This is a genomic window from Kitasatospora sp. Xyl93 (genome assembly GCF_055383135.1).
The window spans coordinates 357,130-373,975 of the sequence record NZ_AP029185.1; the positions used below are offsets into that span (position 1 = coordinate 357,130).

9 protein-coding genes and 1 pseudogene are annotated in these 16,846 nt (G+C 73.2%); 6 read left to right on the plus strand and 4 right to left on the minus strand.

The genetic code is table 11. From position 1 onward, the window contains the following. The first annotated feature begins 10 nt into the window (after positions 1–10). The 6 genes and pseudogenes from ACZ5GH_RS01670 to ACZ5GH_RS01695 all read left to right on the plus strand — a co-directional run bounded on the left by ACZ5GH_RS01670 (position 11) and on the right by ACZ5GH_RS01695 (position 11,708). Positions 11–1,996: a beta-galactosidase gene (locus tag ACZ5GH_RS01670; RefSeq protein ID WP_464333177.1), complete on the plus strand. Its 1,986-nt coding sequence runs from the start codon at positions 11–13 to the stop codon at positions 1,994–1,996. A gap of 33 nt (positions 1,997–2,029) precedes the next feature. Continuing rightward, entirely contained in the window at positions 2,030–4,174 is a 2,145-nt protein-coding gene (locus tag ACZ5GH_RS01675) for a glycoside hydrolase family 36 protein (protein WP_464333178.1), read from the plus strand. A 175-nt stretch (positions 4,175–4,349) separates the two neighbouring features. Then, the gene (locus tag ACZ5GH_RS01680) at positions 4,350–6,131 is read left to right on the plus strand and encodes a cellulose binding domain-containing protein (RefSeq protein WP_464333179.1); all 1,782 of its coding nucleotides are present in this window, start codon (positions 4,350–4,352) and stop codon (positions 6,129–6,131) included. Between the two features lie 83 nt (positions 6,132–6,214). After that, entirely contained in the window at positions 6,215–7,726 is a 1,512-nt protein-coding gene (locus ACZ5GH_RS01685) for a glycoside hydrolase family 43 protein (protein WP_387748015.1), read from the plus strand. 46 nt (positions 7,727–7,772) lie between these two features. Further along, on the plus strand, positions 7,773–9,524 hold the full coding sequence (locus ACZ5GH_RS01690) for a cellulase family glycosylhydrolase (RefSeq protein WP_387748013.1): 1,752 nt from the start codon (positions 7,773–7,775) through the stop codon (positions 9,522–9,524). 67 nt (positions 9,525–9,591) lie between these two features. Then, positions 9,592–11,708 (plus strand): annotated as a pseudogene (locus ACZ5GH_RS01695) (beta-galactosidase). Positions 11,709–11,768: 60 nt separating this feature from the next. Here ACZ5GH_RS01695 and ACZ5GH_RS01700 read toward each other — a convergent pair. The 4 genes from ACZ5GH_RS01700 to ACZ5GH_RS01715 form a co-directional block, all read right to left on the minus strand. Further along, positions 11,769–12,824 (minus strand): aldose epimerase family protein, encoded by a 1,056-nt coding sequence (locus tag ACZ5GH_RS01700; RefSeq protein ID WP_464336778.1) that lies wholly within the window; start codon positions 12,822–12,824, stop codon positions 11,769–11,771. Positions 12,825–12,945: 121 nt separating this feature from the next. Continuing rightward, positions 12,946–14,454 carry an L-arabinose isomerase gene (araA, locus tag ACZ5GH_RS01705; protein ID WP_464333180.1) on the minus strand — a complete coding sequence of 503 codons (1,509 nt, stop codon included), beginning with the start codon at positions 14,452–14,454 and terminating at the stop codon, positions 12,946–12,948. Positions 14,455–14,465: 11 nt separating this feature from the next. Next, positions 14,466–15,134, minus strand: coding sequence for an L-ribulose-5-phosphate 4-epimerase (locus ACZ5GH_RS01710; RefSeq protein ID WP_387748007.1), 669 nt, complete (start codon positions 15,132–15,134; stop codon positions 14,466–14,468). Continuing rightward, positions 15,131–16,831: a ribulokinase gene (locus tag ACZ5GH_RS01715; protein WP_387748005.1), complete on the minus strand. Its 1,701-nt coding sequence runs from the start codon at positions 16,829–16,831 to the stop codon at positions 15,131–15,133. Before ACZ5GH_RS01715 ends, ACZ5GH_RS01710 begins: the two co-directional genes overlap by 4 nt. Positions 16,832–16,846: the final 15 nt, after the last annotated feature.

Genomic DNA, 16,846 nt, shown 5'->3' on the forward strand with positions numbered 1-16,846 from the left:
CGGCCACCTCATGGACCTGCCACGGCTCACGGACCGCCTCGGCGGCCTCGCCTTCGGCGGCGACTACAACCCCGAGCAGTGGGACGCCCAGGTCTGGAAGGAGGACGACGAGCTGATGCGCCGGGCACGCGTCAACCTCGCCACCGTCGGCGTCTTCTCCTGGGCCCTCATGGAACCCGAGGAGGGCCGCTACGACTTCGACTGGCTCGACGCCCACCTCGACCGCCTCCACGCGGCCGGCGTCGCCGTCGACCTGGCCACCCCCACCGCCTCCCCGCCGCCCTGGTTCACCCTGGCCCACCCCGACGCCCTCACCGTCCGCCCCGACGGTGCCCGCCTGACCCACGGCAGCCGGGACACCTACTGTCTGGCCGCCCCCGCGTACCGCCGGGCCGCCCGGCGCATCGCCGCCGCCCTCGCCGAACGCTACGGCGACCACCCCGCGCTCGCCCTGTGGCACGTGCACAACGAGTACGCGACCCTCTGCCACTGCGACCACACCGCCGCCGCCTTCCGGGTGTGGCTGCGCGCCCGCCACGGCTCCCTCGACGCCCTCAACGACGCCTGGGGGACGACCTTCTGGAGCCAGCGCTACACCTCGTGGGAGCAGGTCCTGCCGCCCCGCGCCACCCAGTGGCACCACAACCCCGGCCAGAGCCTGGACTTCAGCCGCTTCTGGTCCGACGAGACCCTCGCCGCCTACCGCGAGCAGCGCGACGCGATCCGCGCCCACAGCGACCGCCCGGTGACGACCAACCTCATGCTGCCCGGCTACCAGAACCTGGACCTGTGGGCCTTCGGCCGCGAGGTCGACCTGGTCTCCATCGACCACTACCCCGGCGCTCCCGGCGTCGACGCCGCCGCGCACGCCGCCTTCGACGCCGACCGGGCCCGCTCGATCGCCGGCGGCGCGCCCTGGCTGCTGATGGAATCGGGCACCAACACCGTCTACGCCGAAGGGCGCGTCCTCCCCAAGGAGCCCGGGGACATCCTGCGCCACTCCCTCGCCCACATCGCCCGCGGCTCCGAGGGCGCGCTGTTCTTCCAGTGGCGCCAGTCCCGCGCCGGCGCCGAGCAGTGGCACTCGGCGATGGTCCCGCACGCCGGACCGGACAGCCGCGTCTTCCGCGAGGTCACGGCCACCGGGGAGGCCGTCGCCCGGCTCGGCGAACTCGCCGGGTCCACCGTCCGCGCCGAGGTCGCCGTCCTGCACGACTCCGACGCCTGGTGGGCGATGACGGTCGACGGCCTCCCCTCGCCCGAACTCGACTACTACGCCGCCCTGCGCCGCGCCCACCGGGCACTGTGGGACGCCGGCCGGACGGTCGACTTCGCCCACCCCGGGCACGACCTCGGCCGCTATCGGCTGGTCATCGCCCCGGCGCTTTTCCTGCTCTCCGATGTGAGCGCTCACAACCTTCGCCGCTACGTCGCCGGCGGCGGAACCCTGCTGGTACAGCACTTCAGCGGCGTGGTCGACGAGAACCTCCGGTCCCGGCTCGGCGGCTACCCGGCCGCACCCCTGCGCGAGGCCCTCGGCATCCGGTCCGAGGAGTACCGCCCGCTGCGCCGGGACGAGGTGATCACACTCTCCGACGGCTCGACGGCCACCGCCTGGAGCGAGTCCCTGCGCTCCGAGGGCGCCGAGGCGCTCGCCGCCTACACCCACGGCCCGCTCGACGGCAGCCCGGCGCTGACCCGCCACGCCTTCGGCTCCGGCCACGGCTGGTACCTGTCCACCCGCCTCGACGACGCCGGCTACGCCACCCTGGTCGAGCGGCTCCTCGCGGAGGCCGGGACCGCCCCCGACCTGCCGGGACTGCCCCCGGGCGTCGAGGCCGTCACCCGGCACGCCCCGGACGGCCGCGCCTGGCACCTGCTGATCAACCACCGGCCCGAGGCCGTACCGCTGCCCCAGCCGGGCCACGACCTGCTCACCGGTACGACCCTCGGCGAACTGCCGCCCGACGGCTGCGCGGTCCTGCGCGCACGCTGACACCCCGCCGCGTCCCGCCTCCGAGGAAGCATCATGACCGACCCGCACGAGACGATCCGCTGGGGCCACGGCGCCCTGGAGCTGGAGATCGCCCTGGACGAGCAGGGCGCCGCCCGCCTGGTGCGCCTCGGCGCGCCGGGCGAGAAGGGCGCGGCCCCGCGCCCCGGCGCACCGCTGCCCCCGGTGGAGGTGACGACCGCCGGCCTCGGCCGGTACTGGTCCGGCCGGCACCTCGTCAACACCGTCCTCGGCTCGCGGCTGCGTCACCGTTCACACCGCGCGAGCCGGGAGGGCGACTGGCACGTGCTCGACCTCGAACTCCACGAGCCGCGGACCGGTTTGACCGCCGTGGCGCGCTACCGCTCCCCGGACGGCCTGCCGGTGCTGCGCGGCGAGGTGCTGCTGCGCAACGACGGGCCGCACACGCTGCACCTGGAGTCGGTCTCCTCCCTGGTGGCGGGCTGCCTCACCGAGGGCGGCGCCGCGGCCCTGGACGCCGCCGACGTGCTGTGGGCGGAGAACGAGTGGTTCGCCGAGTGCCGCTGGCAGCGCCGGCCGCTGCGGGCCTCCTCGCCCGAGCGCAGCGGCCGGTTCCACACCACCTCCGGTCGCAGCACCGAGGTCCTGGCCGGGCGGGGCGTGTGGTCCAGCTGCGGGCACCTGCCGATGGGCGCTCTGACGGACCGCCGGTCCGGCCGCACCTGGCTGTGGCAGATCGAGCACAACGGCGGGGGCTGGCGCTGGGAGTGCGGCGTGCGCGACGACACGGCGTACGCGGCGCTGAACGGGCCCGAGGCCGTCGACCACGGATGGCGCCACCCGCTGGAGCCCGGGGCCGAGTTCCGCACCGTGCCCGTGGCGCTCGCGCTGGCCGTGGAGGGCGGCCCGGACGCCGCCTTCTCCGCCCTCACCCGCTACCGGCGCGCCACCCGCCGCCCGCACCCCGACCACCACCGCCTCCCCGTGATCTTCAACGACTACATGAACTGCCTGATGGGCGACCCGACCACGGCGAAGCTGCTGCCGCTGGTCGACGCCGCCGCCGAGGCCGGCGCCGAGTACTTCGTCATCGACGCCGGCTGGTACGACGACGGGGGCAACTGGTGGAGCTCCGTCGGGGCCTGGGAGCCGTCGGCCTCCCGCTTCCCCGGGCCGAGGGGCATCCACGAGGTCCTGGACCGCATCCGGGAGCGGGGCATGGTCCCCGGCCTGTGGCTGGAGCCGGAGGCGGTCGGGGTGAACAGCCCGGTGGCCGGGTCGCTGCCCGAGGAGGCGTTCTTCCTCCGCGACGGTCAGCGGGTGGAGGAGGGCGGCGGCCGGTACCACCTGGACCTGCGCCACCCGGCCGCCCGCGCCCACCTGGACTCCGTGGTGGACCGCCTGGTCGGTGAGTGGGGCGTCGGCTACCTCAAGCTCGACCACAACACCGACCCGGGCTCCGGCACCAGCGCCCACCCGGGAGAGGCCCCGGCGGCCGGCCTGCTCGGCCACAACCGGGCCCAGCTCGACTGGCTCGACGGCATCCTGGACCGGCACCCGGACCTGGTGATCGAGAACTGCGCCTCCGGCGGCATGCGGATGGACCACGCCCTGCTCTCCCGGCTCCAGCTGCAGTCCACCAGCGACCAGCAGGACCTGCTGCGCTACGCACCGATCGCGGCGGCGGCCCCCACCGCCGTCACCCCGGAGCAGGGCGCCGTCTGGGCCTACCCGCTGCCCGGGGACACCCCCGACGAGGTCGCCCTCACCATGGCCAACGCGCTGCTCGGCCGCATCCATCTCTCCGGCCGGCTCACCGAACTCCCCCCGCGCTCCCGGGAGCTGGTCCACGAGGCGGTGGCCGTCCACAAGGCGATCCGTGCCGACCTGCCGCAGGCGGTGCCCGCCTGGCCGCTCGGGCTCCCGGGCTGGGAGGACCCGTGGCTCGCCCTGGCGCTGCGCACCCGGTCGGACGGGCCGGGCACCACCTACCTCACCGCCTGGCGCCGCTGGGGTGAGGAGTCCGTCAGGGACCTCGCCCTGCCCCACCTGCTCGGCGCCGCCGTCCACGCCGAGGTGCTCTACCCGGCCGACAGCAAGGCCTCGGCCACCTGGCACCCGGACACCGCCGAGCTCACCGTGACCCTGCCGGCGACCCCTTCCGCCGCCCTTCTGCGCCTCACCCCGCTTCCGCGCTAAGGGAGTTGACGATGTCTCAGGTGTTCGCGCGCGGCCCGCCGCGCCGACCCGCGTTCCGAGGAAGCAGTTTCGCGTCCGGGCCCGATCCCTGCAGCCGCACGGGCCCCTGCCGTCCAGATCGCGGGAGTTCGTTCCCCACTCGAACCCCTCGCACCCCCACCCCTGGAGGGACGCAATGAAATCGTCAGCCCGCACGTGTCATGATCGCGCCATAGCCGCCCTGGCGGCCCTGGCGCTCGCGGCCACCGGCGCGCTCGCCGCGGTCGCGCCGCGCGCCGCCGCCGCACCGCCCGCCGTCACGGCGAACCCCGTGTCGGTGTCGGTCGACGCCGCCCTCAACCTCGCCGACATCCCCGCCACCGGCGTCGGCGTGAACATCCCGGTCTACGACGCCGCCATGAACGCCGCCGCCACCCCCGGCCTGCTCAGCACGGCCGGCATCAACACCGTCCGCTACCCCGGCGGCAGCCACTCCGACGCCTACCACTGGCAGACCGGCACCACCGACGACGGTTCGTACGTCGCTCCGAACACCGGTTTCGACGCCTTCATGGGCACCGTGCGCGCCGCCGGAGCGCAGCCGATCATCACCGCCAACTACGGCTCGGGCACCCCCCAGGAGGCCGCCGCCTGGGTCCGGTACGCCAACGTCACCAAGGGCTACGGCATCAAGTACTGGGAGATCGGCAACGAGGTCTACGGCAACGGCGAGTACGGCGCCACCTGGGAGAACGACACCCACAGCAGCAAGAGCGCCACGACCTACGCGAACAACGTGGTCCAGTTCGTCTCGGCGATGAAGGCGGCCGACCCGAGCGTCAAGATCGGTGCCGTGCTGGCCACCCCCGGCTACTGGCCGGACGGCATCGTCGGCCCGGGCGACACCCAGGACTGGAACCACACCGTCCTGTCGATCGCCGGGACGAAGATCGACTTCGCCATCGTGCACGCCTACCCCACCAGCACCAGCCCCGCCGACCTGCTCACCAAGCCGCAGGCCCAGAACCCGAACATCGCCGGCACCGTGCGCTCGCTGATCAACCAGTACGCCGGGTCCAACGCCCCCAACGTCGGCATCGCGGTCACCGAGGCGAACGCCCAGGCGTACCTCGACACCTCCCCCAACGGACTGTTCGCGCCGGACAACTACCTCACCTGGCTGGAGAACGGCGCGTTCAACGTCGACTGGTGGGACCTGCGCAACGGCACCGACTGCACCAAGGTGACCACCGTCGAGGGCGCCACCGACTACGCCGACGGCGGCATGGTCTCCGCCGGTGCCTCCTGCGAGCCGCCCGCCAACACCCCCTTCCCCGCCTACTACGGCATCCAGATGATCAGCAGGCTGGGCGGGCCCGGCGACACCCTGGTCAAGGCCGCCAGCTCGTCCTCGCTGCTCACCGTGCACGCCGTCCGCCGCGCCAACGGCGACGTGGACGTCATGCTGATCAACAAGGACCCGAACAACGACGCCGCGGTGAACCTCTCGTACAGCGGGTTCACCCCCTCCTCCGCCACCCCGACCGTCCACTCCTACCTCAAGAACGCCCACGGGATCGGCACCGCCCGGTCCGGCAGCCCGACCACCCAGACCGTGCCCGCCTACGGCATCGCGGTCGTCCAGATGCACCCGGTCGACGCGCCCTGCCGGGTCGTCTACGCCAAGAGCCAGTGGTCGGGCGTCACCGTCGCCAACCTGACCGTCGTCAACAACGGCCTCGGCCAGGTCAACGGCTGGTCCCTCGGCTTCACCTTCCCCGGTGACGACGGCATCACCAACACCTGGAACGCCTCGGTCTCGCAGAGCGGCCCGAACGTCACCGCCCAGAACGTGTCCTACAACGCCTCCGTCCCGCAGGGCGGCAGCGTCCAGTGGGGCTTCCGGGCCACCTGGTCCAGCAGCGACGCCAACCCCTCCGCCTTCCGGTTCAACGGCGCCTCCTGCGCGATCGGCTGAACCGCCGAACCGGTGGTGCCCCGGGCTCCCCGGGGCCCGGGGCACCACCCCCGACCCATGAAGACCCGAGAGGAACCGACCACGTGTCAGTCCAGCCCGAGCCCGCCGGCACCGTCCCCAACCCGGTGATCCCCGGATTCCACCCCGACCCCAGCATCTGCCGCGTGGGCGACGACTACTACCTCGCCTGCTCCAGCTTCGAGTACTTCCCCGGCATCCCCGTCTTCCACAGCCGCGACCTGTTCAACTGGACGCAGATCGGCAACGCCCTCGACCGGCCGAGCCAGCTGCGCCTTCCGCGCGAGTCCCCGTCCTCCGGCGGGATCTACGCCCCGACGCTGCGCCACCACGACGGCCGCTTCTGGCTGATCGTCACCAACGTCAGCGGCGACGGGAACCTGCTCTTCACCGCCACCGACCCGGCCGGCCCCTGGTCCGACCCGGTCCGGCTGCCCGGCGTCCACGGCATCGACCCGGACCTCGCCTGGGACGAGGACGGCACCTGCTACTGCACCGTCGCCGGCGTCTCCCAGGTCCGCCTGGACCCGGCCACCGGCGAGACCGTCGGCGAGCCGCAGCGGATCTGGTCCGGCGCACCCGGCGCCGCGGCCCCCGAGGCCCCGCACCTGTACCGGATCGACGAGTACTGGTACCTGATGATCGCCGAGGGCGGCACCGAGCGCGGCCACGCCGTCTCCATCGCCCGCGGCACCTCGCCCTCCGGCCCGTTCGAGCCCTGCCCGTCCAACCCGGTGCTGACCCACCGCGGCATCGACCACCCCATCCAGAACACCGGGCACGCCGACCTCGTCCAGGCGCCCGACGGCTCCTGGTGGATGGTCCTGCTCGCCGTGCGGCCGCGCGGCGGCACCCCCGCCTGGTACGTGCTCGGCCGGGAGACCTTCCTCGCCCCGGTCGAGTGGGTGGACGGCTGGCCGGTGGTCGGACGGGTCACCCCCGAACTGCCCGCCCCGGCCTGGCCGCTGCACCCCGCGCCCGCCGTTCCGGCCCGGGACGACTTCGACCAGAGCGACCTGCACCCCCAGTGGATCTCGGTACGGAGCCGTCCGGAGCACCTGGTCACCACGAAGGAACGTTCCGGCTGGCTCAGCCTGCGCGCCGCCGGCGCCTCCCTCGACGAGAACGACGTGGTGTTCGTCGGCCGGCGCCAGCAGCACCTCGGCTGCCGCGCCCGCACCCTGATCGACCCCGCCGGGGGACGCGGCGGCCTCGCCGTCCGCATGGACGAGGACCACCACTACGAGATCGAGGCGGCCGACGGCGAGGTGAAGGTCCTCGCCCGGATCGGCTCGCTGCGCACCGAGGTCGCCTCCCGTGCGGTGCCCGCCGGAGCCGTGGTGCTCGGTGTCGACGTCGTCCCGCGCCGGACGCGAGGCCCGCGCACCGGCCCCGACGACGTCGTCCTCGGCATCGAGGAGCCCGACGGAACCTTCACCGTGCTCGCCCGCCTCGACGGCCGCTACCTGTCCACCGAGGTGGCCGGCGGCTTCACCGGCCGGGTCATCGGCATGTACGCCGCCGAAGGCACCGTCCACTTCGACCGGTTCGACTACGAGCCGCTCCCGCTTCCCTGACCACCCATCAGGGGACTCCCCACCCGTTCACCCGAAGGGACACCTCGTGAACACCGCACAACGGACCGCACGCCCCCGCAGCCGCCGCCTCCACCGGACGGCCGGACTCCTGGTGGCGCTGGTCACCGCCGGCAGCCTCCTCGGCGGCACCGCCGTCGCCGCACCGACCGACCAGTCCCCGGCGGCAGCCCAGGCGTCGAGGATCCGGGTCCCGAGCGACCCGATGGCCGCCGTGGCCGAGATGCAGCCCAGCTGGAACCTCGGCAACACCCTGGACGCCATCCCCAACGAGACGTCGTGGGGCAACCCGCTCACCACCAAGGCGACGTTCGACGGCCTCCGGGCCCGGGGCTTCCGCAGTGTCCGCATCCCCGTCACCTGGTCCGACCACCAGTCCGCCAGCGCCCCCTACACCATCGACCCGACCTACATGGCGCGGGTCAAGCAGGTGGTCGACTTGGCGCTGGCCGACGGCCTCTACGTCGAGATCAACGTCCACCACGACTCGTGGCAGTGGATCAACAAGATGTCCACCGACCACGACAACGTGCGTGCCCGGTTCGACGCGACCTGGCGGCAGATCGCCACGGCCTTCAAGGACGAGCCGCGCTCACTGCTCATGGAGAGCATCAACGAGCCGCAGTTCGCCGACGCGACCGACGCCCAGAAGACCCAGTACCTGCGAGAGCTCAACACCTCGTTCCACAGCATCGTCCGCAGCAGCGGCGGGCAGAACAAGGACCGCCTGCTCGTCCTGCCCTCGGAGGAGACCAACAACGCCCAGCACTGGCTCGACGACCTGTCCACGACCATCAGCTCGCTGCACGACCGCAACCTGGTGGCGACCGTGCACTACTACAGCTGGTACCCGTTCAGCGTGAACATCGCCAACGGCCCGACGTACGACGCCAAGGCCCAGTCCGACCTGACCGAGGGCTTCGCCCGCGTGCACGACACCTTCGTCGCCAGGGGCATCCCCGTCTACCTCGGCGAGTACGGCCTGCTCACCTCGCCGTACTCCGGCGTGGTCGAGCGCGGCGAGATGCTCAAGTACTTCGAGCACGTCAACTACGAGGCGCGGCGCAACGGCATGACCTCCGCCGTCTGGGACGCGGCCAACGACTTCCTGAACCGTTCCACCATGCAGTGGATGGTCCCCGAGATGAAGGACCTGATCCAGACCTCCTGGCGGACCCGCTCGGGCACCGCCTCCACCGACAACGTCTTTGTGCCGAAGTCCGGCCCCGTCACCGCGCAGACCATCACGCTCAACCGCAACGGCCAGTGGTTCGCCGGGCTCTGGCAGGGCGACCGCCCGCTGATCCCCTTCCTGGACTACACCCTCGACGGCGACAAGCTCACCCTGACCGCCGACGGCCTCACCCGCCTCGCCGGGGACCGCGCCGCGGGCATCAACGCCACCCTCGAAGTCCGGTACTCCGACGGCGTCCCGTGGAAGCTCTTCGTGCGCTCCTACGACAAGCCGACCATGGCCGACGCCACCGGGACGCTCGACGGGCTCACCATCCCCACCCGGTTCAACGGCTCCCTGATGGCCAACGTCCAGTCCGCCTACGCCGACGGCACCGCCGCCGGTCCCGCCTCCTGGACCACCTACCAGTCGTTCGACAACCTCCGTGCCGACTACGGCGCCGACACCACGACCCTCAAGCCCGACTACGTCAAGTCCCTCAAGGACGGCGTCCCGGCGACGTTCACCTTCCGCTTCTGGACCGGCGACACCGTCACCTACACCGTCACCAGGTCCGGTGACACCGTGACCGGCACCGCCTCCTGACCCCTGGTCCTCCCCGCCCCGGCTGCCTCCCGGCAGCCGGGGCTCCCACACGTCCCGAGGTGCACCCGTGTTCCCACTGCCCCCGCGCGTCCTGTTCGGCGCCGCCTACTACCACGAGTACCAGCCGTACGAACGGCTCAAGGAGGACCTCGACCTGATGGCCGGGGCGGAGTTCACCGTCATCCGGGTCGGCGAGTCCGTCTGGTCCACCTGGGAACCGGAGAACGGACGGTTCGACCTCGACTGGCTCACCCCCGTTCTCGACGGCGCCCACGAACGCGGCATCTCCGTCGTCCTCGGCACCCCCACCTACGCCGTGCCGCCGTGGCTGGCCCGGCAGTACCCCGAGATCGCCGGCGACCGGGAGACGGGCCGGCCCATGGACTGAGGCGCCCGCCAGGAGGCCGACTTCTCCCACCCCGCCTACCGCTTCCACGCCGAACGCGTCACCCGCAGGATCCTCGCCCGGCACGCCTCGCACCCGGCCGTCATCGGCTTCCAGGTCGACAACGAGCCGGGCCTGCGCCTGCCCCTCAACGAGGGCGTCTTCCAGCGCTTCGTCGACCACCTGCGCCACACCTACGGCGACGTGGAGACCCTCAACCGGGAGTGGGGGCTGGTCTACTGGTCGCACCGGCTCTCCACCTGGGCCGACCTCTGGCGGCCCGACGGGAACCAGCAGCCGCAGTACGACGTCGCCTGGCAGGCGTTCCAGGCCCGCCAGACCACCGAGTTCGTCGCCTGGCAGGCCGCGATCACCCGCGAGTACGCCCGCCCCGACCAGTTCGTCACCACCTGCCTCGCGTACAACCACCCCGCGATGGAGGACGACGAGATCACCGACGCCCTGGACGTCACCGCGGGCAACCCGTACTACGGGATGCAGGACGCCCTCACCCTGCCCGACCCCACGCCCGACGACCACGAGCAGCGGTGGAGGACCACCGGCGTGTGGGCGCTGTACCAGAGCGCCGACCGGATCTTCTCCTCGCGCCAGGAGCCGTTCCTGGTCACCGAGACCAACGCCCAGGCCATCAGCGGCACTTCGGAGAACCGTCCGGCCTTCGACGGCCAGTGGCGGCAGGCCGCCTGGGCGCTCGTCTCGCGCGGCGCCCGGATGATCGAGTACTGGCACTGGCACACCCTGCACTTCGGCACCGAGACGTACTGGGGCGGGATCCTGCCGCACAGCGGCAGGCCCGGCCGGGTGTACGCCGAACTCGCCCGCCTCGGAGCCGAGTTCGCGACCGCCGGGCCGCTGGTCGCCGGGATCGAGCCGGACGCCGACCTCGCGATGGTGTACTCGGTGCCCAGCAAGTGGCTGATGCAGAAGTACGCGCCGCTGGCGAAGCCGAACGGCGACCCGGACCCGACGTCCTACCACCGGATCTTCGACTCGTTCTACCGCGGCGCCTTCGAGGCCGGCCGCCAGGTGCGGATCCTGCACGCCCGCCGGCTGCACGACGCGCGGGGCGAGCACGACGGCCCGGCGCCCGACGCGGCCGCCGGCGCCACCCCGTGCTGGTCGCCCCCGCGCTCTACCTCGCCGAGGACTCCCTGCTCGACTGGCTCGCCGCCTACGCCGAGGCCGGCGGCCACCTCGTGCTCGGCCCGCGCACCGGCTACGCCGACCAGGAGGCCCGGGCCCGGCACGAGACCGCCCCGCCGCGCCTGACGGCCGCCGCGGGCGCGTGGTACGACGAGTTCGGCAACCTGTCCTCGGACCTCCCGCTGCGGGCCGTCCCCGGCAGCCCGCTGGAGCTTCCGGCCGGGGCCACGGCGACCCGCTGGGTGGAGGGCCTCACCGCCACCGACGCCACGGTGCTCGCCGGGTACGACCACCCGCACTTCGGCCGCTGGCCCGCCGTCACCACCCGCGCCCACGGCGCCGGCCGGGTGACCTGCGTCGGCACCGTACCGGGACGCGGCCTGGCCCGGGCACTGGCCGGCTGGCTCGTCCCCGCTCCGGTCGGCGGCTGGCGCGACCTGCCCGAGTCCGTCATGGCGACCACCGGGACCTCCCCGGACGGACGCCGGGTCCACGTGGTGCACAACTGGAGCTGGCAGCCCGTCGAGGTCGCGGCTCCGGTGGGCCTGTCCGACGTACTGGGCGACGCCTCGGTGCCCGCCGGCGGGTCGGTCCCCCTCGGTGCCTGGGACGTGCGGGTCCTCGTCGCCTCCTGACGCGGCAGGGCGGTGGGCCCCGCCGGGCCCACCGCCCCGTTCACCGCCCGGCGGCTTCCGCTACTCGGCCGAGAAGCGGTACACCGTCGTCGACCGGTACCTCTCCCCCGGGCGCAGGACGGTGGAGGGGTAGTCGGGCCGGTTGGGCGAGTCGGGGAAGTGCTGGGTCTCCAGCGCGATGCCCGCGTACGCGGTGTACCGGTGGCCGGAGCGGCCGGTCAGCGAGCCGTCGAAGTGGTTCCCGGTGTACACCTGGAGCCCCGGTTCCGTGGTCAGGCACTCGACCTGGCGGCCGCTCGCCGGGTGGCTCAGCAGGGCGGCCCGGCGCAGCCCGCCGCCGTCGAGCACCCAGGTGTGGTCGAACCCGCCGCCGGCCGCACGGATCTGGGGGTGCTCCGCGGCGAGGCACGCGTCGAGCCTGCGGGCGCGGCGGAGGTCGAACGGCGTGCCGACGACCGGTTCGACCGGGCCGAGCGGGATCAGCTCCCCGTCCACCGGGAGGTACCCGGCGGCGTCGACGCGCAGCAGGTGGTCGAGCACCGTTCCGCGGCCCTCGCCGGCCAGGTTGAAGTAGGCGTGGTTGGTGAGGTTGACGACCGTCGGGGCGTCCGTGGCCGCCTGGTAGGTGATCGAGAGCGCGCCGTCGGCATCGAGCAGGTACGTCACCTCGGCGGTGACGGTTCCCGGGAACCCCTGGTCCCCGGCGGGGCTGCGCAGCCGGAACCGGACGCCGACCTGCCGGTCGGCCCGGACCGGCACGCCGTCCCAGAGGCGGGTGGCGAAGCCGTCCGGACCGCCGTGCAGGGTGTGGCCGGTGGACTGGGTCGCCAGGAGGTGCGTCGTGCCGTCGAGGGGCAGCACGCCGCCGGCGATCCGGTTGGCGTAGCGGCCGACGGTCGCGCCGAGGTAGGCCGCCCCGCCCAGCAGGTCCTCGACGCTGCCGCCTCCCAGGACCACGTCGGCCCGCCGCCCGGCCCGGTCCGGCGCGTGCAGGGCCTGGAGGCGGGCGCCCAGGTTGAGCACCTCCGCCGTCACCCCGCCGCCCCGGGAACCGAACGTCCACCGGGTGATGCGCCGGCCGTCCGGCATGGCCGCGGTGACCTCCTGGGACACCATCAGGTCACCGGTGGAGACGAGGAGGTCTCTGGCCACGGTCTGCTCCGTTCCTTGCGGGGCTGGGTGGGAGACGGCGACGCCCGCCCGGGTGGACGGGCGTCGCCGGTGGGCGCGTGCGGGGTCAGAACCCCTGGGCCAGCCGGTGGTAGGCCTGGTTCCAGCGCAGTTCCTTGGTGAACCGGCGGATCTCGGTGTCGGCGTCGATCACCACCAGCTCCACCGACAGCATCTCGGCGAGGTCCTCGAGTTCCTCGGTGCCGAGCGCCGCGGACAGCACGGTGTGGTGCGGCGCGCCGGCCGTCAGCCAGGCCTCGGTGGAGGTGCGCAGGTTCGGACGCGGCTTCCAGACGGCGCGGGCGACGGGCAGGTTCGGCAGCGGCGCCGGCGGCGCGACCACGTCCACCTCGTTGGCGACCAGCCGGAAGCGGTCGCCGAGGTCCGCGAGGCCGACCACGACGGCCGGGCCGGGCTCGGCGTCGAAGACCAGCCGGACCGGGTCCTCCCGCCCGCCGATGGAGAGCGGGTGGATCTCGCAGGAGGGGGTGGCGGACGCGATGCTCGGGCAGACCTCCAGCATGTGCGCGCCGAGGATCAGCTCGCGGCCGGACTCCAGGTGGTAGGTGTAGTCCTCCATGAAGGAGGTTCCGCCGGCCAGGCCGGTGGCGGCCGCCTTGAGGGTGCGCAGCAGGGTGGCGGTCTTCCAGTCGCCCTCGCCGCCGAAGCCGTAGCCGTCGGCCATCAGCCGCTGCACCGCGAGGCCGGGCAGCTGGCGCAGCCCGCCGAGGTCCTCGAAGTTGGTGGTGAAGGCCCGGAAGCCGCCCTGCTCGAGGAAGCCGCGCAGGCCGAGCTCGATCCGCGCGGCGTAGCGCAGCGACTCGTGCCGGTCCCCGTCGGCCCGCAGCTCGGGCGCGAGGCGGTAGCTGTCCTCGTACTCCTTGGTCAGCGCGGTGACGTCGCCGTCGTCCGTCGCGTCGACGGCGGCGACGAGGTCGTTGACGCCGTAGGTGTTGACGGAGACGCCGAAGCGCAGCTGGGCCTCGACCTTGTCGCCCTCGGTGACGGCCACGTCGCGCATGTTGTCGCCGAAGCGGGCGAGCTTGAGGCCGCCCAGTTCGGCGCGGCCGGCGGCGGCGCGGACCCAGCCGGCGATCCTGGCGGCGACGGCCGGGTCGGTGACGTGTCCGGCGACGGTCTTGCGGGGCACCCCGAGGCGGGACTGGATGTAGCCGAACTCGCGGTCGCCGTGGGCGGCCTGGTTCAGGTTCATGAAGTCCATGTCGATGGTCTGCCAGGGCAGGTCGACGTCGGCCTGGGTGTGCAGGTGGAGCAGGGGCTTGCGCAGGGCGTCGAGGCCGGCGATCCACATCTTCGCCGGGGAGAAGGTGTGCATCCAGGCGATCAGGCCGATGCAGTCGTCGGCGGAGTTCGCGTCCAGGCAGACCCGGCGGATCGCGCTCGCGTCGGTGAGGACGGGCTTCCAGACCACCTCGACCGGCACGGCGGAGTCCTGGTTCAGGGCGGCGGCGATCCGCTGGGACTGCTCGGCGACCTGGCGCAGCGTGTCCTCGCCGTACAGCCCTTGGCTGCCGGTCAGGAACCAGACCTGCCGGCCCTCCAGTGGCTTCTTCATGGGGTGGCTCCTCACCGGGCCTGGGGCTGGCCGTAGACGTTCTGGTAGCGGAAGTTGAGGCTGTCGATGTCGGCCTGGGCGATCGGCAGGGGCTCGCCCAGCTGACGGGAGATGTGCACGGTGCGGGCCACGTCCTCGCACATCACGGCGGCCTTGACGGCGGCCTTGGCGTCCTTGCCGATGGTGAACACGCCGTGGCTCTTCATCAGGACGGCGGGCGAGCGGTGGCCCTTGAGGGTGTCCACGATGCCGCGGCCGATCGAGTCGTCGCCGATCAGGGCGAACGGGCCGACCGGGATCTCGGCGCCGAACTCGTCGGCCATCGCGGTGAGGACGCAGGGGACGGCCTCGCCGCGGGCGGCCCAGGCGCAGGCGTAGGTGGAGTGGGTGTGCACCACTCCCCCGACCTCGGGCATGTGGCGGTAGACGTAGGCGTGCGCGGCGGTGTCGGAGGAGGGGGCGTGCTCGCCCTCCACGACGTTGCCGTCGAGGTCGCAGACGATCATGTTCTGCGGCGTCAGCTCGTCGTAGGAGACGCCGCTGGGCTTGATCACCAACAGGTCCTCGCCGGGGACGCGGGCGGAGACGTTGCCGGCGGTCCAGACGACCAGGCCGTAGCGGACCAGTTCCTGGTGGAGGTCGCTGACCTGGCGGCGGATGAGGTCAAGGGACGCGTTCACGAATCCTCGCTCGGGGTGGTGAGGGCGGCGTTGCGGATGTCGCGCAGGCGGTGCAGGAGCTTGTCGGCGCCGAGTCCGAAGTGGTCGTGCAGGGCGCGGTACTCGGCGAAGAGCAGGTCGTACGTGTCGGCGGCGGCCGGGTCGGGCTGGTAGGCGCCCCGGTGCACCCGGCCCATGGCCTCGGACGCGGTCCGGACGTCCGGGTACGCCCCGGCGGCGACGGCGGCGTGGATCGCCGAGCCGAGCGCGGGGCCCTGCTCGGACTCGGCGACCGAGACTGGGCGGCGCAGCACGTCGGCGTAGATCTGCATCAGCAGGGCGTTCTTCTTCAGCCCGCCGGTGACGATGAACTCGGTGACGGGCACGCCGCCCTGCTCCAGGGCCTCCACGATGACGCGGGTGCCGTAGGCGGTGGCCTCCAGCAGCGCCCGGTAGACCTCCTCGGGGCGGGTGGCGAGGGTGAGGCCGGCGATCACCCCGGAGAGGTGGTGGTCGACCAGGGTGGAGCGGTTGCCGTTCATCCAGTCGAGCGCCACCAGACCGTGCGCGCCGACGGGTTGGGCGGCGGCCTTGCGGGTCAGCAGCTGGTGCGGGTCCTCGCCGGTCTGCTCGGCTTCGGCCAGGTAGTCGGCGGGCAGGCCCTGGCGCAGCCACCAGGCGAAGATGTCGCCGACGGCGCTCTGGCCGGCCTCGTAGCCGTAGGAGCCCGCGACGATGCCGTCCTGGACCACGCCGCACATGCCGGGGACGTCGGCGAGGGTCGCGCCGTTGACCACGTGGCAGGTGGACGTGCCCATGATGGCGAGGAGCCGGCCGTTCTCGACGGCGCGGGCGGCCGGGGCGGCGACGTGGGCGTCGACGTTTCCGGCGGCGACCGCGATGCCCTCCGGGAGCCCGGTCCACTCGGCGGCCCGCGCGGTGAGCGGGCCGACCCGGGAGCCGAGCGGGGAGAGCGGGTGCTCCAGGCGGGTGCGGGCGAAGTCGGCGAAGTCCGGGTGGAGCGCGGCGAGGTAGTCCTCGCCCGGGTAGCTCCCGTCCTGGTGGATGCCCTTGTAGCCGGCGGTGCAGGTGTTGCGGCTCTCGGCGCCGGTGAGCTGCCAGACGATCCAGTCGGCGGCCTCGATCCAGCGGGCGGTCGCGGCGTAGACGGCCGGGTCCTCCTCCAGGACCTGCAGCGCCTTGGCGTACTGCCACTCGGCGGAGATCCGCCCGCCGTAGCGGGAGATCCACTTCTCGCCCCGGGCGTGGGCCAGGGCGTTGATCCGGTCCGCCTGGCCCTGGGCGGCGTGGTGCTTCCAGAGCTTGGGCCAGGCGTGCGGGCGGCTCGCCCACGCGGAGGTCTCGGCGAGCGGGGTGCCGTCGGCGAGCACCGGCAGGACGGTGCAGGCGGTGAAGTCGGTGGCGATCCCGATGACGTGCGCCGGGTCGACACCGGCGGCGGCGAGCGCGGCCGGGACGGCGGTGCGCAGCACCTCGCGCCAGTCGGCCGGGTGCTGGAGCGCCCAGTCGGGCGGCAGCGACCGCCCGCTGCCGGGCAGTTCGCGCTCGATCACGGCGTGCGGGTAGTCGTGGACGGCGGTGCCCAGCTCCTCGCCGTCCCGGACGCGGACCACCACGGCGCGGCCGGAAAGGGTGCCGAAGTCGACGCCGACGACGTACCGGTCCGGCTCGGGGGCGGCGACAGGGATCACGGTCACTTTCTCATCCTTCGT